Below are 25,369 nucleotides of genomic sequence, written 5' to 3' on the forward strand. Positions count from 1 at the left end.
ATATGTTTAAAGTAAAATTTGCCGACATTGGAGAAGGGCTTACTGAAGGAAAAGTAGCAGAAGTTCTTGTTAAATTAGGGCAAGAAATAAAAGAAGGAGATGCTTTATTTTTTGTTGAGACAGATAAAGTTAACTCTGAAATTCCAGCACCAGTTGGTGGAAAGATTGCAAATATTTTAATTTCTCAAGGACAAGAAATTAAAGTTGGAGATGTTGTTATTGAAATTGATGATGGTTCTTCAGCGGCTGAAGTAACACCTGTAGCAGAAATTAAAACTAAGAATGAACCAATTGAAGAAAATGCTTCAGTTGTAGGGTCAACACCTGTATCAAATGATGTTATTGCTTCAAGAGCAACAACAAATGCAGCAGCAGAAATTTCAAATAGTGGTGTTAAAGCAACACCTTTAGCTAGAAAAATTGCAGCTGATAAAAAAATTGATTTATCAACAATTAAAGGTACTGGACCTCATGGAAGAATTTTAGTTTCTGATTTAGATTCAGCACCAGTTGCCGTTCCAAATACAAACTCAGCAACTAAAACAGTTGTTAAATCTGTTGATGTAGATGCACCATTATCATGAGATTCAATCCCAATGAATGGAATTAGAAAAGCAACTGTTAAAGCAATGGTTAAATCTCAATCAGAAAATGCAGCATTTACAGGAATGAAAAATATTAACATAACTCCAACATATGATATGCGTGCAATGTTAAAAGATGGATGTGAATCAAAAGGAATTAAATTAACTTACTTAGCATTCATCGTAAAAGCAGCTGCTAAAGTATTGGAAGAAATGCCTAATATTAATGTTCGTATAGATGCTGAAAACAATGCAATCTTACAAGTACATAATATTAATATTGGTATCGCAGTTGATACTGAAAAAGGTTTAATGGTTCCTGTTATTAAAGGAGCAAACCATTTAACAATATTTGAAATCGCTAATAAAATTGGTGAATTAGCTAAAAAAGCTAGAGATGGTAAATTAGCAATGACTGAAATGAAAGATGCAACTTTTACAGTTTCAAACTTTGGATCAGTTGGATTAGATTATGCCACACCAATTATTAATTCACCTGAGTCAGCAATCTTAGGAGTAGGTACAATGACAAAAACACCTATTTTTGTAAAAGATGAAATTAAAGCAGGTTGAATCATGCCATTCTCAATGACATGTGATCATAGAATAATTGATGGTGGAGATGCCGGAAGATTCTTAATGAAAATAGAAAATTATTTAAGTAATCCAGCATTACTATTAATGTAAAAGAGGAGAAGCAAGATGTTTAAAGTAAAATTTGCCGACATTGGAGAAGGGCTTACTGAAGGAAAAGTAGCAGAAGTTCTTGTTAAATTAGGGCAAGAAATAAAAGAAGGAGATGCTTTATTTTTTGTTGAGACAGATAAAGTTAACTCTGAAATTCCAGCACCAGTTGGTGGAAAGATTGCCAAAGTTTTAATTTCTGAAGGACAAGAAATTAAAGTTGGAGATGTTGTTATTGAAATTGATGATGGAAGTGCTACTGTTGAGGCAGCACCAGCTGCAGAGGAAGAAAATGCTTCAGTTGTTGGTTCAACTCCTGTATCAAATGATTTAATTCCAAGTAGAGGGCCAGCACCAACTCAAAATGTTGCTGCTCAACCAACTCCAGCACCAGTTGCAACAAAACATACAGATATTGAAGAAAGCTTTGATGTTATTGTTGTAGGAGCTGGTATTGGTGGTTATGTTTCAGCTATTAAAACAGCTCAACTAGGATTAAAAACATTAATTATTGAAAAACAATATTATGGTGGTGTTTGTTTAAATGTTGGATGTATACCAACTAAATCATTATTAAGAACAGCTAAAGTTTTTGAAGATATAGTTCACAAAGCTGCTAACTTAGGTATTGATATGAAAACAAAAGATGAACCTAGCATAAACTGAAATAAAGCACTTGAGCGTAAAGACGGTGTTGTTAATAAATTAACTGGTGGAGTTAAAGTATTATTAACTAAAAATGGTGTAAAACAAATTATTGGTGAAGCATCAGCTTTAGATAAAAATACAATCTCTGTAAATGGCAAAAAATACCACTGTGACAATTTAATAATTGCTAGTGGTTCAGTTCCAAACGAATTACCATTACCAGGATTTGCAGAAGGAAGAGAAAGTGGATTCTTAATCGATTCAACAAAAATTCTTTCATTACCAAAAATACCAAAAACTTTAACTGTAATTGGTGGTGGTGTTATCGGAATAGAATTTGGTTGTTTATTTGCAGCTTTAGGAACAAAAGTTACTGTTATTGAAGGTGCACCAAAAATTCTTCCTATGTTAGATCAAGATGTAACAGCATTAATGACAAAAACATTAAAAGAAAAATACAAAATTGAAATATTTACTAATGCTAAAGTTAAAGAAGTTAAAGGTAAATCAGTTGTATTTGAAATTGATGGTAAAGAACAAACTGTTAAATCAGATTACTGTTTAGAATCAATTGGAAGAAAAACAGTTACTAAAGGATTTGATGGAATAGGTCTTGAATTATCAGAACGTAAATCAATCATTGCAAATGATTATGGTGAAACAAACTTAGAAGGTGTATATGCAATTGGGGACGTAACAAGTAAAATTATGTTAGCTCACGTTGCTTCACACGCTGGTATTGTTACAGCAAACAGAATTGCTTTAAAAGCAAATAAACCAGATGCACATGATATCAAAATGGACTATTCAAAAATACCAAGCTGTATTTACTCACACCCTGAAATTGCTATGATTGGTAAAACTGAACAACAATTAAAAGAAGAGGGAGTTGAATATAAAACATTTAAATTCCCATTTGCAGCTATTGGTAAAGCATTAGCTGATGATGACACAACAGGATTTGTAAAAATTATTTGTGAACCAAAATATAAAACTTTATTAGGTGCACATATTATCGGAAATAGAGCAACAGACATGATCTCAGAATTCACAACTTTAATTGAATGTGAAGGAACTATTACAGAATTGGCAAGAGCTATCCATCCTCATCCAACTATGAGTGAAGCTATTGGTGAAGCAGCTGAAGCATTAGAATCAGGAAAATCATTAAACCTTTAATATGTATTCAGTAGAACAAATCAAAAAAATTCTAGTAGACTCAGATCATAAAAAAACCATAGTTTTACCCGAAGGTGAAGAACCTAAAATTCAAGAAGTAGCTAATACTCTTGTTAAAGAAAATATTTCAAAAGTTATTATGTTATTTCAAAAATCAGAATCAATACCGTCATCATTAGATTCAAAAATTGAAGTTATTGCAATTGATAAATTGGATAAACAACCATTAATTGAAAAATTTATGGATTTAAGAAAAGACAAAACTAATTTAGAACAAGCAACTAAATTGATGGGACAGGCCAATTACATAGGTGCAATGTTGGTTAAAATGGAAAAAGCTGATTGTATGCTATGTGGAATAACATATACAACAGCTGATACTATAAGACCTGCATTACAAATTATTAAAACATCACCAAATGTTGCGTTAGCAGCTAGTGTGTTTATTATGAACAAAGGTGAAGAAAATTACTTCTTTACAGATTGTGCATTAAATTTAAAACCCACAAGTCAACAATTAGCTGACATATCAAAAATGACAGCAAAATTTGCTCAATCATTTGATGTTAAAAATCCTGAAGTTGCTTTATTAAGTTACTCAACAGCAGGATCAGGGGCTGGTGAAGACGTAGTTCGTGTTAAAGAAGCTGTTGAATTATTAGACTCTCAAACAGTTGATTTTAATTATGCTGGAGAAATTCAGTTTGATGCGGCTTGGGATAAAGAAATAAGAGATAAAAAATTTAAAGATTGTAAATTAACTAAACAAACACCTGACGTGTTTGTGTTCCCTGATATTAATGCAGGAAACATTGGTTATAAAATTGCCCAAAGAATGGGTGGCTACGAAGCTATAGGTCCATTCATCCTTGGATTCAATAAACCAGTTAATGATTTAAGTCGTGGAGCTACATTAACAGATATTATGAATACAGCTATTATTACAATTTATCAAGCATTGGAGGCGTAATATGATTTTAGTAGTTAATGCAGGAAGTAGTTCAATTAAATTTAGATTATTTAATGATTTAGATAAAAGCAATCCAATTGATATTCTTGATGGTTTAGCAGAAAGAATAACTGTTGATGGTGCAGTTTCATTTAAATATGAAGGTAAAAAATATGAATATAATGTTGAATTACCAAATCATGAAGTAGCAATTAAGTTTATTTTAGATAAATTAATTGAATTAAATATTATCAGCAATGTAGATGATATAAATGCTGTAGGATTCAGGGTTGTTCATGGTGGAACAATAAGTAAATCTTCAATTATAGATCAAAAAGTCTTTGACACAATTAAAGATGCAGTTAAATTAGCACCATTGCATAATCCAGGGGCTATAACAGCCATTGAGGCCATTGAAAAAGTTATGCCTAAAGCTAAATTGGTAGCATGCTTTGATACAGCATATCATCAAACTTTAGCTGAAGAACAATATTTATACGCAGTTCCTTATTCTTGATATAAAGAACATGGTGTAAGAAAATACGGTTTTCATGGTATTAGTTACCAATACATAGCAGAAAAAATGTCAGAAGTATTAGCCAAACCTAAAGACCAATTAAATCTTATCGTTTGCCACTTAGGTAACGGTGCAAGTATAACATGTATTAAAAATGGTAAATCATTTGATACAACAATGGGATTAACTCCTCTCGCTGGTGTAATGATGGGAACAAGAAGTGGTGATATTGATCCATCAATTATCGAATACATGTGTAAAGAATTACAATTGGACGTTTCAAAAATAACAAATATTTTAAATAAAGAATCAGGTCTGTTAGGATTAAGCGGAAAATCAAGTGATATGCGCGATGTAACTGGTGGATATTTTAAAGGTGATGAAGATTACAAAAGAGCACTTAACAAATATACACAAGTTTCTGCGGACTATATCATTAGATTTGCAAACTTATTAGGACACAATATTGATGGTATTGTTTTCACAGCTGGTGTTGGTGAAAATTCAATTCATACAAGACAATTTATTTTAGAAAAATTACCTTTATTAGATATTGAAATTGATAATGCTAAAAATGAAGAAAGTTATGGAGACTATAAATATATATCTTCACCAAATTCAAAAATAAAAGTATTAGCGGTTAGAACTAATGAAGAATTAATGATTTGTAAAGATACAATCAATTTAACTAAATAGAATTAAAAATAACCATTAAGGTTATTTTTTTATCTTTTAAATTATAATTAATAATAAATAAATGAGGTGAAACATGAAAAGAGTATTATTTATAGGTTTAGGTCATATGGGTTCTTCACTTGTTAAGGGAGTTTTAAAAAATTCAAATAATAAAATAGAAGTTTTTGGATACGATGTAATAAAAGAAGTTCAAGATAAAGCAATAAAAAATATTCAAGGGCTAAGACCTTTAAAAGATATTTCAGAAATAGAACTTAAAAAAATAGATTATATTGTCATAGGGACAAGACCTATTGATGTTGAACCTTTATGTAAAAATATGGATCAATTAAACATTGATGGAAAAACTATTATTTGTATGGCGAATGCAGTTACAATAGAAGATGTTCAGAATAATTTTGTAAAAAATAAGAAAGTTTCAGTAATTAGAATGATGCCAAACATGAATGCTTCTATACAAAAATCTGTGACAGCTTTAGCAACTAAAAATGCATCAAATGAAACAATGAAATTTGTTTCTGAAATGTTTGAACTTTGTGGAATAGTGGAAAATATTGATGAAGATAAATTTGGAACACTAACAGCTATTTCTGGTTGCTCACCATCTTATATAATTTCATTTTTTAAAGCTATGACTGATTATGCAATTGATAAAGGTTTCGAAAAAGAACAAGCCTTTAGAATAATAGAAGAGGCAATCATAGGAAGTGTTATGAATGCATCAAAATCAGAAGTAGAGTTAAGAACAATGGTCGATCAAATTTGTGTTCCAAATGGATCAACTATTGAAGGGCAAAAAATTTTAGATAATAAAAACTTTGAAAAAATAATTCAAGAAGCACTGACAGCAGCAACTAAAAAAGCAACAAAATAAAAAAATCGGGGAAACCCGATTTTAATTTAAAATTTCTTAGCAGCAGCAATCAAATCAGAAGTTATTGATGAAACAATTTCTTTTGGAGATTGAGTACTTAGTGGTTCAACCTTAACACCAGCTAATAAAATAGGTTCAGCAACTTTTGCCCCCATAAATTCTCATGTACCTTTTAAATATGCTACATGATCTCCTCATGGGTATCAACCTTTTGGAGCTCCTTGAGTAGCAAGTATTTGAACTTTAAGTTTATCTAATAAACCAATGCTTGCACCCTTTGTTGCGTATTTATAAGAAAAAGTTTGGTTAGCTAAAGCAACATGGTCAATATAGTTTTTTAACATTCCAGAAACATGGAAGTTATACATTGGAGCGATAACTAATAATTTATCAACATCTTTTAATTGATTAATATATTTCATTCCTTCTTCTTCACCTCAATAAGTTGAAAAAGTTTCAGTTGTTAAAACATTTGTTCCGACAACAAGTTTATTTAAATCTAATTCAATAATCTCGTCATTTGGATTAACTTTTTTGTATTCCTCTAAAAATATTCTTGCCATTTCGTGTGAATTTGATTTATCACTTGGAATAACAGAACCATTTATAACTAATAATTTACTCATAAAAATATTCTCCTTTTTATTATTTTAATTATATCACTAAAAGTTTATAATCAATATTAACAAAACAACTGAAAAGGAATATAAAAATGTTAAAAGAAAATAAGATTTTTGATGCACACATACATTTTAATGATGATTATAAATATACAAATGAAATGATAGAACCTATGATTAATGAAGCTATTAAAAATGATGTTGAAGGTTTTTTATGCGCAAGCTTTGATATTAATTCAAGTAAAAAAGCTGTTGAACTTTCTAAAAAATATAAAGGAATTGTTTTTGCAGGTATTGCTATTCATCCAAACGATGTTTCAAAAAATAATTTTTCAGTTATGGAAGAATTAGATGAATTAGCAAAAGAAGCAGAGGTTATAGCAATTGGTGAAACAGGTCTTGATTATTTTTATACTAAGGAAGACGCAGAGTTGCAAAAAACATTTTTTAAAAAACATATTGAGTTAGCAAAAAAACATAATAAAGCATTGCAAATACATATAAGAGATCACGTTAATGTTTTTGAAGCATATGATGATGTTGTTGAAATTTTAAAAGAATATAATTTAGAAAAAGTTATAGTACATTGCTTTTCGGCTAATTCTATATACGCACAAAAATTTTTGGATTTAGGTTGTTACATAAATATAGGGGGTGCAGTAACTTTTAAAAATGCAAAAGTGCTTCAAGAAGCCGTTGAAATTATACCTTTAGAAAAAATGCTAGTTGAAACAGACGCACCTTATTTAACACCACATCCACATAGAGGACAATTAAACGAAGCAAAATTTATTAATTTAACTGTTGAGAAAATTGCAGAAATAAAAAATGTAACTAAAGAAGAAGTAATAAAATTAACAACAAGCAACGCTAAATTAATTTTTAATATTTAAAAGTTTTATAATTAAAGAGTAAGAGAAAAAGAGGATTACATAATGGCAGGAGTATATGATACACATTGTCACTTAAATGACAATATTTATATTGAAAATGAAATCTCAAGCAGCGAAATGGCGGCTGAGGCTAAAAAAAGCGGAGTAGACATAATTAATAATGTTGGGTATGATATAAAATCATCAAAAGTTGCTTTAGTTCAAGCACAAAAAAATAAACATGTTTGAGCATTAGTTGGAATACATCCAACACACGCACAATTTTTTACAGATGAAGCATATAATACTTTAGAGATTTTAGCTAACGCAGATAAAGTGGTTGGAATTGGTGAGACCGGTTTAGATTATTCAAGAGGCATTGAATATAAAAACCAACAAATTAGTGGATTTACAAAACAAGTTAAACTTGCTAAGAAAATGGATTTACCATTAATGTTACACGTAAGGGATATTGAAGGATCAATTGATGCTTATCACGATGTTTTAGCTATATTAAAAAAAGAGAAATATCATAAAGCAGTTTTACATGCTTTTAATGAAAGTTTAGAGATTGCAGAAATGTTTATTGAAAAAGGTATTCTAATATCAATAAATGGTCAAGTTACAAGAGATAAAAATTTAAAAAAAGTTGTTAAAGAATTACCAATGAATAGTATAGTTGTTGAATCAGATGCACCTTACGATACACCTAAACCATACAATAAAAAAACTAATGCTCCAAAATATTTACCTTTAGTTGTTGAAGCAATAGCTAATATTAAAAAAATGAGCAGATCTGATGTAGCAGAAATAACAAGGGATAATGCAGTTAGATTATTTTTCCCAAAAAGATAAAAAACTTAGCAAACGCTAAGTTTTTTATTAGTCACAAGCACACTCACTCATTGTGCAATTGCAATCTTTACAAGTACAGCTTTCTTTAGTGCAATCAGCACAGCTGCATGTTTTACAAGTACATTTATTATCTGCCATATACAAACCTCCAAGGAATTATTCCTTAATTTAATAGTATCACTTTAATATAAATATGTATATAAAATATGTATATAAAATTATTTTGATATATAATAATTAAAAGAGGTTAAAATGAAAAACGAAGAATTTGAAGTTATTAATAAACTAGGTGGAAAACAAGTTAACATTTATTTAAATGATGAGACTTTAATATTAGAAAAACTTTTTGAACAAAAATATAATCAAAAACCAAATAGATCAAAAATATATAAAGATTTTTTAAAAAAACAATTAGGTGATGATTTGTTAAGTGAAATAAATGATTTTGATAAAAACATTTGCAGTTGTTGTGAAGGTGATTTTTCATTTACAAAAAAACAAATGTATTTATGTAATAATAAAGAAAATAAAACAGCGTGCATAATTTGCGAAGACTGTATAATAAAAAAATAAAAGCTTTAAGGAGCTTTTATTTTTTATAATCTGATAAATCAATGTGACAATAACCATTAGGATTTTTGTCCAAATATTTTTGGTGATATTCCTCAGCATCAAAGAAATTTTTTAATATTTCATTTTCAACAACAACTTTTTGAGTTGTTTGTTTTTGAAAGTTTTCCAAATATTTTTTTACAAAAGTAAAATCAAATTCATTTATTGAATATATACCAGTTCTATATTGTGTACCCCTATCATTCCCCTGTTGGTTTAGTAAAAATGGATTTATTATTGAAAAATATAAATCTAATATTTCTTTAAGAGATATTTCTTTTTCATTAAATTCAATTTTTAAAGTTTCTGTATGATTTGTTTTTCCAGTACAAACTTCTTCATAAGTAGGGTTATCTATATCGCCTTGTGCATAACCAACAGTTGTTTTAATTATTCCTTTTTGATAATCAAAAAAAGCTTGAACTCCTCAGAAACAACCCCCAGCTAAATATATAGTTTTATTTTCCATAATTTTTGACTCCTCAATCACTCATTTGATCTAGTATTGGTTTTAAGCTTTTACCTAAATCTGTTAAACTGTATTCAACCTTTGGTGGAACAACAGGGTAAACTGTTCTTTCTACAAGTTTATTTTCTTCTAAAAACCTCAAGTTTGATGTTAATACCTTTTGACTAATGCCTGCTATTCTTTTTTCCAATTCATTAAAGCGACAAGTTCCAAATGAAAGTTCTCGTATGATTAATATAACTCACTTTGATTTAATAAAATTTAATGTGTATTCTAATGGGCAAAATTTTTCCATAATTTTCCTTACTTTCCTTTTTGTAAGTATATAACATTTTTGTTGGTACTTACATTATTTATTGTTTTATAATATTATATACTTGTATAGATAAAATACAAAGTAGAGGATAAACAAAATGAAAAAAGTATTAGTAATTAATTCAAGTGTTTCTCAATTAAACAATTCAGATTCATTAGCAATGTCAAACATGTTTATTGAAGAATATAAAAAAATGAATCCAAATGATGAAATCATTAATCTAGATTTAAATGAGACTAAAATGTCACAAAAAACATTAACAAGAAATAATATCGCTGAATATTTCAATCAAGAAGATTCATTTGATTTTATAGAACAATTAAAATCAGTTGACAAAATAGTTTTAAATTTTTCAATGGTTAACTGAGGTATACCAGCTATATTAAAAAACTATATAGATCATATAACAATTGCAAACCTTACTTTTACATATAAGGGCTCAACAGATGGTAATGCAATAGGGTTACTTTCAAATATACAGGATGTTCAAATTTTAGCAACAAAAGGTGGAACTGGAACTCCAAACTCAGCATTTACAGAATATGTAAAAAACATTTGAGAATTTTTAGGTGCTAAGGTAAAAAGCGAAATCATCATTAACGAAATGATGGATATACCACCTTATGCAGAACAATCTCCAATTGAGAATTTAGAAAAAGTAAAAGAACAAATTTTAAAAGCTGCTAAAAACTTTTAATTTAATATAAAAAAAGGAAACCCAAAGTTTCCTTTTTTTAATCTAAGATATCTTCAAAATCTAAAACTTTATCAGCTCATTGAGTTTCAAAGTTAATATCGTGGGTTGTAATTAAAACTGTACCTTCAAATGCTTTTATAGCATCTAAAAGAGATTCTTTTGCAAGAACATCAATGTGGTTAGTTGGCTCATCAAGAATAAGTAAACTACTTGGTTCTAAACTAAGAGCGGCTAACCTAACTTTTGTTTGTTCTCCCCCAGAAAGTTCTTTCATTTTATTCATCATTAATTCACTTTTAATACCAAACATACCAATCTTTGCTCTAACTTCACCAGGTGTCATTTGAGGATATCTTGTTAGTAAATAACTAACAGGTGTTTCGTGTTCTTCGAAGTCATCAATCTGGTGGAAAAAGTTTGTAAAAACACCTTGTCCAATTTCAACTTCACCATCAATTTTCTCAATTTCTCCAGCAATAGTTTTTAAGAAGGTTGTTTTACCAATACCGTTATATCCTTTAACGATACATTTTTCACCTTCTCTAAGTTCAAAAGTTAATGGTTTTGTTAAAGCAAAATCATAACCAATTTCAAGTTTATCTGCTTTAACTATAACAGTTGAACTTGGTCTTCTATATTTAAAATGCATGTTAGGTTTTGCATTTTCTTTTCTAGCGTCCATTACGTCAATTTTTTCTAATTGTTTTTGTCTTGATTGAGCACTGCGAGCAGTTGAAGCTCTAGCACCATTTTTAGCAATGTATTCTTTAAGTTTTGATATCTGACCTTGTTGAGCTTCACGAGCTCTATCATATTGTTCAGCACGTAACGCTGAAAGTTCAACGTATTTGTCATAGTTACCAACATATCTAACAATTTCAAGATTTTCAATTGCATATATTATATTAACGATTCTATTTATAAAATCTCTATCATGAGAAACAACTAAAAAAGCATTTTCATAATTTTGTAAGAAATTAACTAATCACTCAACTTGTTCAACGTCTAAAAAGTTTGTAGGTTCATCAAGTAAAATAAAGTCATCGTTTTTTAAAAGTAGTTTAGCTAATAATATTTTTCCTCTTTGACCACCAGAAAGTGATCCTAAGGGTCTTTTAATATTATCTGGTTCAATACCAAGACCAGCAACCAAGTTTCCTATTTGCTTCTCAATACTGTCAAACCCTTTAATATTTAATTCATCTTGTAAAGCAAGAGCTTTAACAAGTTCTTCTTCTTTGTATTCGGTAGCCATGTCTTCATAAATTTTATGAATTTGCGCTTCCATGTCAAAAAGATATTTAAATGCATCTTTTAAATATTCTTCTCCAGTAATATTCATGTCAACTTCTTGGTGTTGATCAAGATATCCAATTTTTGCTTTTGGATGTCATTCTACCAAACCGTGATCTGGAACAATTTTTTGAGAAATAATATTTAGTAAAGTTGTTTTACCAGCCCCGTTTGGACCTAAAAGAGCAACGTGCTCACCTTTGTTGATTCGCATGCTTGATTCTTCATATAATTTTTTTCCACCATTTTGATGTGATATGTTTTCTAATAATATTAAACTCATATGTTCTCCTAAAATAAATCTTTTTAATTTTATCAAAATAAAAATAATAATAAAGTCATCAATCTTTATCTAAAATTTTTATTATTTTTAGTGTTATACCTTTTTATAATTTTATCTATTAAAAATCCATTTACAATTAATAAAATTAAAGATATAGAAATTGTAAATGATGTGTCAGTTATTCAATGTGTTCTTTGAAATAATTTGTGTATATTGCATTAAATTAATGTGAATAAATCATATTACTAAAAATGCTTATTTTCAAATATTTATGTTTCTATTCTTTCTTTGTAAAAACAGATTCTACTGTTCCTTCATTTAAAATCCCCTCAACTCTTAATTGTATGACCAGTTTGCATTCAATAGTCTCTTCATTCAGGCTGAAGTCTATCAGAGTAAAACAAGTTAAAAAAATCTACGCTATAAAAGTAAGGTCTACCGAAAACAGGCTTCATTATTCATACAACTAAACTTGATAATATATAAATAGTTAAAGTTTTAATTGAGTCAACTCTGTAACCATTTTTTAAAAGGCCTGCTCTATTAGAAAATTTAAATCTAAGATAATAAAAAGTTGCAACGAAACCTAATGTTTCTATAATAAAAATTGCAATTAAAATATATTGTCTTATTTTTTGACTATCAAGAAATCAGCCATTTACACCTGGACCAAATTCATCGTTTCTATTAGGCGCAGAAACAATCTCAATAATATTAAATGAAAGTCAAAAAACTAATCAACCAACATAGTATAAAATAAGTATAATTTTTCACTTCATGCTTTTATTTAATGAAATGAAAGTAACTTCTAAAATAACGACGATAAATAGAAATATAAAAATAAATGATTGAGTCATTCCAGCTTTTTTTATAAACCCAAACTATTATTTTGATAACCCTGTTGTTCATTCCTTTAGCAAATCAAGAATTTATTTGCATGTCAAAAAAACTTCCTACAAAGAAAAGTGTTACTGAAAGAACTAAAAAACTTATAACCAAAACCTTTAAAATAGTATATTAATTATTTTTCTTTTGAAATGTGTTCATTTTTTATTTTATTAACCTTAGAATTTTTATTTCTTGATTCACTTGCCATTTTTTCAACATCAGCAACATAAGCTCACATTTTTTGTTTCTTTAGAAATTTACTCAAACCATATCAATTGACTCTTATTGGTTTTAAATTAACTCTACCAATAGGCAATCTATCCTGAATTGTTGTAATTTTCTTATTGGTTAAAATTAATTCTTTGCTTTCGTTTAATCTTTTTGAAATATTTTTATTAATTTCATCAATGTGTTCAAAAATATTATCAATATTTCCGTATTTATTTAAAAGGTCTATTGCTTGAGCATAATGTAAATATCTAACACCTTTGATATTGTCACTAGGATCACCCATCAGCGCTTTTATATCAGCAACTTGACTAGGATGACATCCAAATTTTTCAACAACTTTTTCGTGATCAATTAAAATATGCTCGTCATCTTTACTACTATTAGTAATTACTGTAGTTCTTTCACCAACAAGCTGGAAAATATCTTTATCATTTGACAATATATGTACGTCATAGTCTAATTTGAGAGCTATTCTGTTAATTGTTCCGATAATATCATCAGCTTCGTATCTAGGCATTTCATATCATGGAATATTAGCCGCAGTTAAAAATTCTCTAATGATTTGTTTTTGTGGAACTAAATCTTCAGGAGTTTCTTTTCTTTTTGCTTTATATTCTGGATACAATTCTCGACGTCAACAACCTTCATCCATGTCTAAAGTAACAATGATGCTGTAGTAGTTATTTTTCTTTACTAATTGATTAATTTTTGCAACAAAAGTGTAAATCGCATTGATCGGAACACCTTCTCTGTTAGTTGCTAATTTCTTTCTCTTAAGAGTTCCGTAGTAACCCTTATGTAGCAAATGATACCCGTCGATAATTAATATCGTGCGTTTTTCATTTAATGTATTCATTTTTCTAAATCCTTACAAAGAGATTATAACATACTATCTAATTTAAATATAATTATACTTAATTAAGCAAATGTTTGATTTCAAGAAGAGTTTCTTCAAAAGTATTTAATTCAAAAATACATAATGATTCATTAAATGTTTTGTTCATAATTTCAATATTATTTTTAGATAAAAATAATTCGATATCCTTTATATTATTAATTTTAAATGTGATACTTAAACTATTTATTTCTTTAATTTCTTCAAGCTCAACAATTTTTATAATATTAGCTGCGCTTGAAGTATATGCTCTGGTCAAAGGACCAGCACCAAGTTTTATTCCACCGAAGTATCTTGTAACCAATACACAAATGTTAGTTAAATTATTTTTTTCTATTACGTTAAAAATGGGTTTTCCTGCAGTGCCTTTTGGTTCTCCATCATCACTGTAACCACCAAAAACATTTTTAGTGCCAATTTTGTAAGCATAACAATTATGTCTGGCATCTTTTAAAGAAAAGTCTTTTAAAAACTGCTCTAATTCTTCTTTGGAATTAACCTGAAAAGCGGTACAAATAAATTTTGATTTCTTAATTTCTGTAGTTTCAGAGTAAACCATTTTAGTCTTTATTGTTTTCAAAGTACTTTTCTCCTTTACTAAATAGATTATAATCATTATAATAATTAAAGTTAAAAATTTATTAAGTAGGAGGCAAAATGGCATCAGATAAAAGTTTACTTCGCATGTATGGAAAATATGCAAACGAAATTCTTTCATTAGAACCTGAAATGAAAAAACTTGCAAATGAAGATTTTGCAATCAAAACTCAGGAATTAAGAGATAGGATAGCAAATGGAGAGCATGTAGATGATTTAGTTGTTGAAGCTTATGCTTTAGCTAGAGAAGCTGCAAACCGTGTCTTAGGATTAAATGCATATAAAGTTCAATTAGTAGGGGCAATAATTTTACACTTTGGTGATATTGCTGAAATGAGAACCGGAGAAGGTAAGACACTTACAGGGTTATTCCCAGCGTATTTAAATAGCTTAACTGGTAAAGGTGTTCACATCGTTACTGTTAATGAATACTTATCAAGACGTGACTCTGAAATAAATGGTCAAGTTTTTGACTTGCTTGGTGTATCAGTTGGATTAAACGGAACAAGAATGCCAAAAAACCTTAAAAGAGAAGCTTATCATGCTGATATAACATATACAACAAACGCTGAATTAGGATTTGACTATTTAAGAGATAATATGGTTGTTGATAAAGAACATAAAGTTCAAAGAGAATTAAACTTTGCAATTATTGATGAGGCTGACTCAGTTTTAATTGATGAAGCTAGAACACCTTTAATAATTTCTGGAGGTAGTTCTTCAAGAATTAATTTATATAAGGCTGCTGATGAGTTTGCTCAAAAAGTAAATGAGAAAGAAGATATTGATATTGATTTAGAAACAAAACAAGTCTATCTTACAGAAACTGGAATGAAAAAAGCAAAGGATTTCTTTTCTTTAGAAAATTTATTTGCTCTAGAAAATACTGAAATATTTCACTTGATCTTAAATGCATTAAAAGCACACTTTACTTTTAAAGAAGGTGTTGAATATACTGTTGCCAGTGGTGAAGTTGAGTTAATTGATCAATTTACAGGACGTATTTTAAAAGGACGTGCCTATTCAGATGGATTACAACAAGCTATTCAGGCAAAAGAAAAAGTTGAGATTGAAGAAGAAACAACAACATTAGCAACAATTACATACCAAAACTTTTATCGTTTATATGCAAAACTTTCAGGGATGACTGGTACTGCAAAAACTGAAGAAGAAGAATTTATTAAAATTTATAATACAAGAGTTGTTGTCTGTCCAACAAATAGACCTGTTATAAGAAAAGATGAACCAGATTATACATTTGGTACTAAACATGCTGCTTTAAAAAAATTAATCCAAGACATTAAAACTGTAAACGAAATAGGTAATCCAATCCTTATTGGTACAACAAGTGTTGAATCATCTGAGCAAATTGCTCGTTATTTAGAAAAAGCGGGATTAAATTTTGAAATGATTAATGCTAAAAACCACGATAGGGAAGCTGATATAGTTTCTCAAGCTGGTCAAAAATACGCTATCACTCTAGCTACAAACATGGCTGGTCGTGGTACTGATATTAAATTAAGTCAAGAAGTTAAAGACTTAGGTGGTTTAGTTGTTTTTGGAGTTGAAAGAAATGAAGCAAGACGTATTGATAATCAATTAAGAGGTAGAAGTGGACGTCAGGGAGATCCTGGTATGTCAAGATTCTATATTTCTATGGAAGATGATTTAATGATTAGATTTGCTTCACCTAGAGCAAGAAAAAGCTTTTTAAGTTTAGGTGATGAGCATATAAAATCTAAGTTCTTCACAAGAGCAGTTACAAATGCTCAGAAAAAACTTGAAGGATTAAACTTTGACCAACGTAAAAACGTTTTAGACTATGATAATATCTTGGCACAACAACGTGAAGCGATGTATGCACAACGTGATTCAATTTTATGAGCTGATAATTTAAAAGTTGTTATTAAAAAATTCCAAATAACAGTAGCATATGAAATGATTGAAGAAAATTCTGAAATAGTTCATGGTGAAAAAACTTTAAACGCTGAAAAACTACTTAAATCAATCGATGGTAAACTTGTTGCGCATAAAAGATTTGTTGCAAAAGATTTCTATAATAAAGAAAAGATGAATTTAGCAGTGCAACTAGCAGAAGCGATGCTTGAATTCTATAAAGCAAGAGTCATTGACATACCTGATGATGTTGTTCTTCAAATGGAAAGAAAAAATGTTTTAACTTCATTTGACAAATACTGAACAAGACACATAGATATAGCTTCAAAATTAAAAGCAGGTATTTATTTACAACAATATGCCCAAAATAACCCTCTTGCTGTATATGTTGAACAAGCAACAGAATTGTTTAATAAAACAAAAATATATATAGCTTCAGAAGTAGTAGATGTACTATCAAAAATTATCATTAGAGATCCTGAACAAAACGTTGAATCTCAAAAAATAGAAATTACTGACGAAATAATAGATGACATTTTAAAATCTACAGGTTTAACAAAAGCAAATATTAATAATAAAGATATTAATGCAAAATTTGATGAATTAATTGCTAAAGCAGATAATCAAAACGATATTAAAAAACTATCAATACAAAGAGATATCATGTTAGGTTTAGTTATTGAAATTCAAAAACGAAGAGAAAATTCAGGAAATAAAACTGTCAATCTTGGAAAAGAAGAAATCGATCAAATGTTAGCAATACTTGGCATTGATAACATTGGTTCAACTTCAAAAGAAGAAATTATTTCTAAGTATGAAGAAAAACTAAAATTAGCAGAAGATGATAAAACTAAAAATCTTATAAATATAGCAAAAGATGTTATTATTGCGCTATATGAACAAATTGAATTAATTAAAAAAGATGCAAGTTCTTTGAAATCAGTTATCGACGATGACAATGATGGTGGGGAAGTTGCCAAAACAAGAATTGGTTAGAACTAAACACTAGAGCAAACTCTAGTGTTTTAGTCATTATTTAATAGAAAAGGTGCAAAAATGAAATATATTAGTGATAAAAAATTTGAATTAAATAGTTTTTTTAAACCTGGGGGAGATCAACCCAAAGCAATTGAAAAATTATTAAAAGGTTTAAAAGAAAATAAAAAACACCAAGTTCTTTTAGGTGCTACTGGAACTGGTAAAACATTCACAATGGCAAATATAATTAAAGAAATTAATAAACCAACTTTAGTTCTTGCACATAACAAAACTTTAGCTATGCAATTGTATTATGAGTTGATGGAATTCTTTCCTAATAATAGAGTTGAGTATTTTGTTTCAAATTTCGACTTCTTTCAACCTGAAGCATATAAGCCTGCGACTGATTTATATATTAATAAAGATGCCAGAATTAATATGGAACTTGATATGTTGAGAATGAGCGCTATGAATGCATTATCAATTTCTAATGACACAATAGTAGTTGCATCTGTTGCCGCAATATATCCATCACAAGATCCTGTTCAATATGCATCAAGTTTTTTTGAATTGAAAACTGGGCAAAAATTTTCTAAAAGAGAATTATTAACATATTTAGTTAAAACAGGATATACAAGAAACGACATTGAAAATTCACCAGGTACTTTTAGTGTAAAAGGTGATGTTATAAAAGTAGTTCCAGGATGATCTTTATCAGCTATGTATCGTTTTTCATTATTTGATGATCATATAGAAATGATAGACATGTTAAATGTTGTAACGGGGGCTTTAATTGAAAGAATCTCAACTGTTACAATATATCCTGCTCAAGCTTATGTGACACCTGAAGATAAGTTAAAACAAGCTTGCTTGAACATAAGAGAAGAACTTGCGGTTAGAGTTAAAGAATTAAAAGAAGAAGGAAAACTATTAGAAGCAGAAAGATTAGATCAAAGAACAAGATATGATTTAGAAAGTTTAGAAGAGTTTGGATTTTGTAGTGGTATTGAAAATTATTCTGCACACTTAGATTTTAGAGCGCCAGGAGAGACCCCATATACTTTATTAGATTATTTTAAAGGAGATTTTTTAACTATAATTGATGAATCACACATAATGGTTTCTCAAGTTAGAGGTATGTATAATACTGATAGAAGTAGAAAACAAACTCTTGTAGAGTATGGTTTTAGATTGCCTTCAGCATTAGATAATAGACCTTTAAATTTTGAAGAATTTACAGGAAAATTAAAACAAGTAATTTATACATCAGCTACACCAGGTGATTATGAATTAGAACTTGTTAATCATGAAGTTGTTGAACAAATTATTAGACCAACGGGTTTATTAGATCCAGTAATCGAAGTTAAAAAAACAGAAGGTCAAATAGAAGATATAATTGAACAAATTCATGAAAGAAAAAAAGTAAATGAAAAGGTATTTATTACAACTTTAACAATTAGAATGAGTGAAGATTTAACAAGTTACTTACAAGAAAGAAATATTAAAGTAGCATATTTACATTCAGAATTAAAAACACTTGAAAGAAGCGATATTTTAAATGATCTTAGAAGAGGCGTTTATGATGCTGTTGTTGGAGTTAACTTATTACGTGAAGGGTTGGATTTACCTGAAGTGAGTTTAGTTTGTGTTCTAGATGCAGATAAACAAGGTTTTTTAAGAAATACAAAATCACTAATTCAAACAGCTGGTAGAGCTGCTAGAAATGCTAATGGTAAAGTTATTTTTTATGCAGATACAATTTCAACATCAATGCAAGAAGCTATGGATGAAACAAATCGTAGACGAGAAATTCAACAAGCTTACAATAAAGAACATAATATAACTCCAGTAACTATAACAAAGAAAATCAATCAATCAACTTTAAGTGAAGCAACTAAAAAAGAACTTGAAAAAATTAAAAAACAAAAAACTGCAAAAGGCAAAAAAGAAGCTTATCAAAAAACAATTGATGATATTAGAGCTGAAATGATTCAAGCAGCAAAGGATTTAGATTTTGAAAAAGCAGCAGTTTTAAGAGATACAATAATTGAACTAGAAGCTAAGAAAAGTGAGGTAAAATAATGGAAAATAAAATAGTAATAAAAGGTGCAAGAGAAAACAATTTAAAAAACGTTGACTTAGAAATACCAAAAAATAAGCTAGTTGTTTTTACTGGATTAAGTGGTAGTGGTAAATCATCATTAGCTTTTGCAACAATTTATGCTGAAGGTAGAAGAAGATATATTGAATCTCTTTCAGCATATGCAAGACAATTCTTAGGTGGAAATGAAAAACCTGATGTTGATTCAATCGAAGGTTTAAGCCCCGCAATTTCAATTGACCAAAAGACTACATCTCATAACCCGAGATCAACTGTTGGAACTGTGACTGAAATTTATGATTACTTAAGATTGCTTTATGCAAGAGTTGGGACACCATATTGTATTAACGGTCATGGGCAAATACATGCTGCAACAATTAAAGAAATTATTAATAATATTAAAAGTACAACTGAAGATAATGAACAGGTTTATGTTTTATCTCCAGTTGTTAGAGATAAAAAAGGAACACATAAGGACTTACTAGCTAAATTGTTAGGTGAAGGTTTTATTAGAGTATCTATAAATGGTGAAATCAAAATGTTAGAAGAAGAAATCATTTTAGATAAAAATCAAAGACATAATATTGATATTGTTGTTGATCGTCTAATCTATCATAATGATGATGAAGTTCATTCAAGACTTTTCTCTGCAATTGAAATCGCTTTACAATATTCAAATAGTTTAGTGAAAATAAAATATCCTGAAACTGAAAATAAAGAAGATAATTTATTTTCAAACTCATACTCATGTAATGTTTGTGGATTTAACATACCAGAATTAGAACCAAGATTATTTTCATTTAATGCACCGTTAGGAGCATGTGGAGATTGTGATGGTTTAGGTGTAAGATTGGTTTCTGACCCAGAGCTAATAATTCCAGATAAATCTTTATCAATTAATCAAGGAGGAGTTGTTTACTTTAAAAACTTTTTAAATACAGATAATTTAGAGTGACAAAAATTTAAAATTTTATGTGATTACTATTACATTGATATGAATTTGCCAATTGATCAACTTACTAATAAACAAATTAAGGCAATTCTTAGAGGTAGTGAAGAACAAATTGAAATAAAACTATTAAGCAGTAGTGGAAGAAGATATGATTCATATGATTTTGTTGAAGGAGTTGCTGATTTAATTCAAAGAAGATATTTTGAAACAAAGTCTGAAGAAATTAGAAAATGATATACAAAATTTATGTCCTCAAGTGTTTGTCAGTCATGTGATGGAGCTAGATTAAACCCAACAGCATTATCAATAAAAATTGCTGATAAAAATATTTTTGATTTTACAAAAATGAGCATACAAGATGAATTAGAATTTATCTTAAATGTTGAATTAACTCAAACTCAAGCACAAATAGCAAACTTAGTTTTAACAGAAATTACAAATAGAATAAGTTTTTTAAATGAAGTTGGATTAGGTTATTTAGATTTAGCGAGAACTGCAACGACTTTATCTGGTGGAGAAGCACAAAGAATTAGGTTAGCAAAACAAATTGGTAGTCAACTGACAGGTATTTTATATGTACTTGATGAACCATCAATTGGATTACATCAAAGAGATAATGATAAACTGATAAAAACATTGAAACATTTAAGAGATCTTGGAAATACTTTAATAGTTGTTGAACATGACGAAGATACAATGAAAACAGCTGATTGAATTGTTGATGTTGGACCTCAAGCTGGTGAGCACGGAGGACAAATTACATTTAGTGGTACTTATGATGAAATATTAAAGTCAGACACAATTACGGGTAGATATTTATCTGGTAAAGAATCTATTCCTGTTCCTAAAAAACGTAGAAGTGGTAACGGACAAAAAATTGATATTGTAGGTGCAAGAGAAAATAACCTAAAAAATGTTAATGTCTCTATTCCATTAAATAAATTTATTGCAATCACAGGAGTAAGTGGTAGTGGTAAGTCAACTTTATTAGAAGATATTATTTATAAAGGTATAAGAAAAAATCTAGCAAGAGAAACAATAGTAACTGGAAAATTTAGTAAAATGAATGGTCTAGAAAATATTGATAAAGTTATTTTTATTTCACAAGAACCAATTGGTAAAACACCAAGATCAAACCCCGCAACTTACACAGGTGTATTTGATGACATAAGAGATTTATTTACAAATCTACCTGAAGCTAAAATTAGAGGATACAAAAAAGGGAGATTTTCATTTAACGTACCTGGTGGTAGATGTGAACATTGTTTTGGTGATGGTGTAATAACAATTTCAATGCAATTTATGCCAAGTGTTGAAGTGGTTTGTGAAATTTGTGAAGGAAAAAGATATAACGATGAAACTTTACAAGTTAAATTTAAAGAAAAAACAATAGCTGATGTTTTAAATATGACTGTTGAAACAGCTGCAGCCTTTTTTGAAAACATTCCAAGTATCAAAGATAAATTAGATACAATTCTTGAAGTTGGTTTAGGATATATAAGATTAGGTCAATCAGCTACAACCTTATCTGGTGGAGAAGCTCAAAGAATTAAGTTATCTACTTATTTACTAAAAAAACAAACAGGTAAAACAATGTTCTTATTAGATGAACCAACAACTGGTTTACATATTGATGATGTTAAAAGATTAGTTCATGTTTTAAATAAATTAGTAGACTTAGGAAACACTGTAGTAGCAATCGAACATAATTTAGACTTTATTAAAGTCGCTGACCATGTTATCGATTTAGGACCAGAAGGTGGAATTGGCGGTGGATTAATTGTTGCTGCTGGAACACCAGAACAAGTTGCTGATACAAAAGGTTCATATACGGGAACTTATTTAAAGGAATATTTATATAATGATTTCAGTAGATAAGTTTTTAATACCTATTCAACAAAGATTTCAAAATGAATACAATTTAGATAAAGTTTTAAAACAATTAAATAATATTGAAAAGAAGATACCAACTATTAATGTGGTTGGGACAAATGGAAAAGGAAGCACTTCTTTTTTCTTGTCTCATGGGCTAAAAACAAAATATAAAAAAGTTGGATTATTTATTTCTCCAGCTTTCTTATATCACAATGAGAGAATTCAAATTAATAACGAACCAATAAGTGATGAAGATCTAAAAAAATATATTTCAAAAGTTGAAAAATTTATTAAAGATTACAATCTAACATTTTTTGAAATATGAACTTTAATAGCAATCATGTATTTTTATGATAACAAAGTTGATATTGCTGTAATTGAAGCAGGTATAGGTGGTTTAAAGGACTCAACAAATTTATTTTCAAATCAGATAGCAGCAATTTTAACATCTGTTTCATTTGATCACACAGAAATATTAGGTAATAAAATTGAAGAAATAATTGATCAAAAAGTTGGGATAGTAAAAGAAAATTCAACTTTATATGTTAGTGCAGATAATAAAGAGCATTTTGAAACTATTAAAAATGCAATTAAGGTTAATGCAAGCATTATATATTCTGATAAATATGAAAAAGAAAAAATTGAATACCAAAAAGGCAACAAAGGTGTTGTTAAAAATATACTTCAAGATTTAGGGATAAAAGATTTATCATGTTTAAATTTAAATTCGTTAACTGGTAGATTTACAGAAATAGAATTTAAAGAGAAAAAAATAATAATAGATGGTGCTCACAATGTAGACGGAGTTAGAGCACTTATTTCAAGTGTCAGCAATAAAAAAGATTGAACAGTTTTATATGGTGCAATTGATGGTAAAGAACATCAAAAAATATTAACAATGTTAGATGAGAATTTTGAAAATGTAAACATAACAACATTTGATTTTCATAAGGCCTGAGATATTGATTTAGTTAACCATATAAATAAAGTTAAAAATTGAAAAGAATTCATAGATTCTTCTGAAAAGAATATTATAATTTGTGGTAGTTTGTATTTTATACCGTTGGTTTATAAATATTTGTTAGAAAAATAGAAAGAAGGATTAATCATGTTATTTTGAATTACTAATATAATTGCTATGTTACTTATTATTGCTATGTTTTTTATTGGTATTTTTATTGATAAAATACATGCAAAAAAATTCACTGTCAAAAATATAACATTATTAGGTTTAATAGTTGCATTGAGTATTATATTAACTAACGTTATAGGGTATTCGATGGTTTTTGGATTTAGAATTATGATTGGTAATTTCATGATTTTCTTTGCTGGAATGGTCTTCGGTCCATTAGGTGGAATTATGGCTGGTTTTTGCTCTGACTTAGTTGGATCAATGATTAATATAACTGGTACATTTCATTTTGGATTTATGCTTTCAAAAATATTTATTGGTTTTTGTGGATCGTTGGTGTTTATTTTTAAGAAGAATAATTTCTGATTTATTAAAATGATATTCTTTTTAATCTTTAGTTTAGCGATAACAAGTTTTTTAATAACACCAATTTGTTTGGTAGCTAGTGGTTTAGGAAGTCTAGCAACAATTAATTATGTTAAAAAAATAATTATTCTTCCTATTGAGTTATTAATTTTTATTCCAAGCTTATTTGCTTGTTTAAAAATTTCTAGTTTGCTGTTAAAAAACGAAATACAACAGCCATCAAAACCTTGGTTTTTAAGGCATGGGGAATTGAAATTTCATATAGATAAAAAAGCAAATAAGTAGTTTGCTTTTTTATATTTGCTCACTATTATTTTTTTAATAAACAATTATAGTAAAATTATAATAATAAAAACAAGGAGTTTTAAAGATGAGTAAATTAACAATAAAAGAATTAGTAAATAAGTTTGATTTTGAGATCATTTCAGGAGCTGAACATATTGATAGTGAAATAACAGTTTATGGACTTAACCGTGCTGGATTAGAGTTAACAGGTTATTTCAATGAAAAAGAAGATAAGAAACATAAACGTGCAATTTTAATGTCTTCAAAAGAAAATAATTATATGTCTCAATTTTCTGATGAAGAAGCATATGAAAAATATAAAAACCTAATTAAAATGGGTTCTCCAGTAATAATAGTTACTCAAAAATTTACAGATGAAAGATTGAGTAAAATAGCAAAGGAATTTAACTTTCCGTTATTAAAAATTAATTACCCATCAACAAGTGAATTAACACAAAAAATATTAGATATTTATGATTTATATTTTGCTCCTACAATAGAAGTGCATTCTACATTAATGAATATTTATGGAAAAGGAGTTCTTATCTTTGGACAATCAGGAATTGGTAAATCAGAAGTATCTCTAGAATTAATGAAAAAAAACCACTTGTTTGTTGGTGATGATAGAATAGTTATTTCAAATAGAAATAGTGAATTATTTGGTAAATCACATGCTCTTTTACAAAATTTAATTGAGGTTAGAGGAATTGGAATAATAGATATTTCAAAAGTTCAAGGACAACAATTAATAATGCCTGAGACAAAGATACATATGGGTATTGAATTATTTAAATTTCAAGAAGGTGGAATTGACAATACTGATAGATTAGGCAATGAATGAACTCAAAAAGATTTCTTAGGATTAAAAATACCTTACTTAAGAGTTCCTGTTAGTGCAGGACGAAACTTAGCAAATATTATAGAAGCCGCAGTTGGGCAATTAAAAGTTAACGAAAGTTCTGATGCTCAAGATATTATTGAATTATTAGCTAAAAGAAATAGTGAATTAGCAGAATAGAGGAAAA

At 28.5% G+C, this 25,369-nt stretch carries 22 protein-coding genes; 15 read left to right on the forward strand and 7 right to left on the reverse strand.

Going from position 1 to position 25,369, the window contains the following annotated elements; genetic code table 4:
* Positions 1-2 precede the first annotated feature (2 nt).
* The 5 genes from MFL_RS00205 (at position 3) to MFL_RS00225 (ending at position 6,131) form a co-directional block, all read left to right on the forward strand.
* The gene (locus MFL_RS00205; protein ID WP_011182938.1) at positions 3-1,271 is read left to right on the forward strand and encodes a dihydrolipoamide acetyltransferase family protein; all 1,269 of its coding nucleotides are present in this window, start codon (positions 3-5) and stop codon (positions 1,269-1,271) included.
* A 15-nt stretch (positions 1,272-1,286) separates the two neighbouring features.
* Positions 1,287-3,095 (forward strand): dihydrolipoyl dehydrogenase, encoded by a 1,809-nt coding sequence (gene lpdA / locus MFL_RS00210; RefSeq protein WP_011182939.1) that lies wholly within the window; start codon positions 1,287-1,289, stop codon positions 3,093-3,095.
* A gap of 1 nt (position 3,096) precedes the next feature.
* Positions 3,097-4,065, forward strand: coding sequence for a phosphate acetyltransferase (gene pta, locus MFL_RS00215; RefSeq protein WP_011182940.1), 969 nt, complete (start codon positions 3,097-3,099; stop codon positions 4,063-4,065).
* A 1-nt stretch (position 4,066) separates the two neighbouring features.
* Positions 4,067-5,257: an acetate kinase gene (locus MFL_RS00220; RefSeq protein WP_011182941.1), complete on the forward strand. Its 1,191-nt coding sequence runs from the start codon at positions 4,067-4,069 to the stop codon at positions 5,255-5,257.
* Positions 5,258-5,330: 73 nt separating this feature from the next.
* The gene (locus MFL_RS00225; protein ID WP_011182942.1) at positions 5,331-6,131 is read left to right on the forward strand and encodes a pyrroline-5-carboxylate reductase family protein; all 801 of its coding nucleotides are present in this window, start codon (positions 5,331-5,333) and stop codon (positions 6,129-6,131) included.
* 26 nt (positions 6,132-6,157) lie between these two features.
* Here the strand turns inward: MFL_RS00225 and MFL_RS00230 are convergent, their stop codons facing one another.
* Positions 6,158-6,757, reverse strand: coding sequence for an FMN-dependent NADH-azoreductase (locus tag MFL_RS00230; RefSeq protein ID WP_011182943.1), 600 nt, complete (start codon positions 6,755-6,757; stop codon positions 6,158-6,160).
* A gap of 86 nt (positions 6,758-6,843) precedes the next feature.
* On the opposite strand from MFL_RS00230, the gene MFL_RS00235 reads away from it, so the two are divergent.
* From MFL_RS00235 to MFL_RS00245, 3 genes are all read left to right on the forward strand, one after another.
* Positions 6,844-7,644 (forward strand): TatD family hydrolase, encoded by an 801-nt coding sequence (locus MFL_RS00235; RefSeq protein ID WP_011182944.1) that lies wholly within the window; start codon positions 6,844-6,846, stop codon positions 7,642-7,644.
* 42 nt (positions 7,645-7,686) lie between these two features.
* Complete coding sequence (locus MFL_RS00240) at positions 7,687-8,478, forward strand: TatD family hydrolase (RefSeq protein WP_011182945.1); 792 nt, start codon at positions 7,687-7,689, stop codon at positions 8,476-8,478.
* A gap of 252 nt (positions 8,479-8,730) precedes the next feature.
* Positions 8,731-9,051 (forward strand): hypothetical protein, encoded by a 321-nt coding sequence (locus tag MFL_RS00245; RefSeq protein ID WP_011182946.1) that lies wholly within the window; start codon positions 8,731-8,733, stop codon positions 9,049-9,051.
* Between the two features lie 16 nt (positions 9,052-9,067).
* Here the strand turns inward: MFL_RS00245 and msrA are convergent, their stop codons facing one another.
* The gene (msrA, locus tag MFL_RS00250) at positions 9,068-9,559 is read right to left on the reverse strand and encodes a peptide-methionine (S)-S-oxide reductase MsrA (protein ID WP_011182947.1); all 492 of its coding nucleotides are present in this window, start codon (positions 9,557-9,559) and stop codon (positions 9,068-9,070) included.
* Positions 9,549-9,854, reverse strand: a complete 306-nt coding sequence (locus tag MFL_RS00255) for a winged helix-turn-helix transcriptional regulator (protein WP_011182948.1) — start codon at positions 9,852-9,854, stop codon at positions 9,549-9,551. Before MFL_RS00255 ends, msrA begins: the two co-directional genes overlap by 11 nt.
* Before the next feature lie 118 nt (positions 9,855-9,972).
* Between MFL_RS00255 and MFL_RS00260 the strand changes: the two genes are divergently transcribed.
* Positions 9,973-10,572 carry an FMN-dependent NADH-azoreductase gene (locus MFL_RS00260; protein WP_011182949.1) on the forward strand — a complete coding sequence of 200 codons (600 nt, stop codon included), beginning with the start codon at positions 9,973-9,975 and terminating at the stop codon, positions 10,570-10,572.
* Between the two features lie 37 nt (positions 10,573-10,609).
* Here the strand turns inward: MFL_RS00260 and MFL_RS00265 are convergent, their stop codons facing one another.
* The 4 genes from MFL_RS00265 to MFL_RS00280 all read right to left on the reverse strand — a co-directional run bounded on the left by MFL_RS00265 (position 10,610) and on the right by MFL_RS00280 (position 14,742).
* Positions 10,610-12,148, reverse strand: coding sequence for an ABC-F family ATP-binding cassette domain-containing protein (locus tag MFL_RS00265; RefSeq protein WP_011182950.1), 1,539 nt, complete (start codon positions 12,146-12,148; stop codon positions 10,610-10,612).
* Between the two features lie 269 nt (positions 12,149-12,417).
* On the reverse strand, positions 12,418-13,005 hold the full coding sequence (locus MFL_RS00270; protein WP_011182951.1) for a hypothetical protein: 588 nt from the start codon (positions 13,003-13,005) through the stop codon (positions 12,418-12,420).
* 164 nt (positions 13,006-13,169) lie between these two features.
* Positions 13,170-14,123: a 5'-3' exonuclease gene (locus tag MFL_RS00275; protein ID WP_011182952.1), complete on the reverse strand. Its 954-nt coding sequence runs from the start codon at positions 14,121-14,123 to the stop codon at positions 13,170-13,172.
* 58 nt (positions 14,124-14,181) lie between these two features.
* Entirely contained in the window at positions 14,182-14,742 is a 561-nt protein-coding gene (locus MFL_RS00280; protein ID WP_164919770.1) for an IMPACT family protein, read from the reverse strand.
* Between the two features lie 77 nt (positions 14,743-14,819).
* Here MFL_RS00280 and secA point away from each other — a divergent pair, with 77 nt between their 5' ends.
* From secA to hprK, 6 genes are all read left to right on the forward strand, one after another.
* Entirely contained in the window at positions 14,820-17,651 is a 2,832-nt protein-coding gene (gene secA, locus MFL_RS00285; protein ID WP_011182954.1) for a preprotein translocase subunit SecA, read from the forward strand.
* A 60-nt stretch (positions 17,652-17,711) separates the two neighbouring features.
* Positions 17,712-19,715: an excinuclease ABC subunit UvrB gene (gene uvrB / locus MFL_RS00290; RefSeq protein ID WP_164919771.1), complete on the forward strand. Its 2,004-nt coding sequence runs from the start codon at positions 17,712-17,714 to the stop codon at positions 19,713-19,715.
* Positions 19,715-22,564: an excinuclease ABC subunit UvrA gene (uvrA, locus tag MFL_RS00295; RefSeq protein WP_011182956.1), complete on the forward strand. Its 2,850-nt coding sequence runs from the start codon at positions 19,715-19,717 to the stop codon at positions 22,562-22,564. The genes uvrB and uvrA overlap by 1 nt, the downstream gene beginning before the upstream one ends.
* The gene (locus MFL_RS00300; protein ID WP_011182957.1) at positions 22,548-23,654 is read left to right on the forward strand and encodes a bifunctional folylpolyglutamate synthase/dihydrofolate synthase; all 1,107 of its coding nucleotides are present in this window, start codon (positions 22,548-22,550) and stop codon (positions 23,652-23,654) included. The genes uvrA and MFL_RS00300 overlap by 17 nt, the downstream gene beginning before the upstream one ends.
* 15 nt (positions 23,655-23,669) lie before the next feature.
* Entirely contained in the window at positions 23,670-24,344 is a 675-nt protein-coding gene (locus tag MFL_RS00305) for a folate family ECF transporter S component (RefSeq protein ID WP_011182958.1), read from the forward strand.
* Positions 24,345-24,429: 85 nt separating this feature from the next.
* Positions 24,430-25,362 carry an HPr(Ser) kinase/phosphatase gene (hprK, locus tag MFL_RS00310; RefSeq protein ID WP_011182959.1) on the forward strand — a complete coding sequence of 311 codons (933 nt, stop codon included), beginning with the start codon at positions 24,430-24,432 and terminating at the stop codon, positions 25,360-25,362.
* Positions 25,363-25,369: the final 7 nt, after the last annotated feature.

It is taken from the genome of Mesoplasma florum L1 (assembly GCF_000008305.1).
GTDB classification, from domain to species: domain Bacteria; phylum Bacillota_I; class Bacilli_A; order Mycoplasmatales; family Mycoplasmataceae; genus Mesoplasma; species Mesoplasma florum.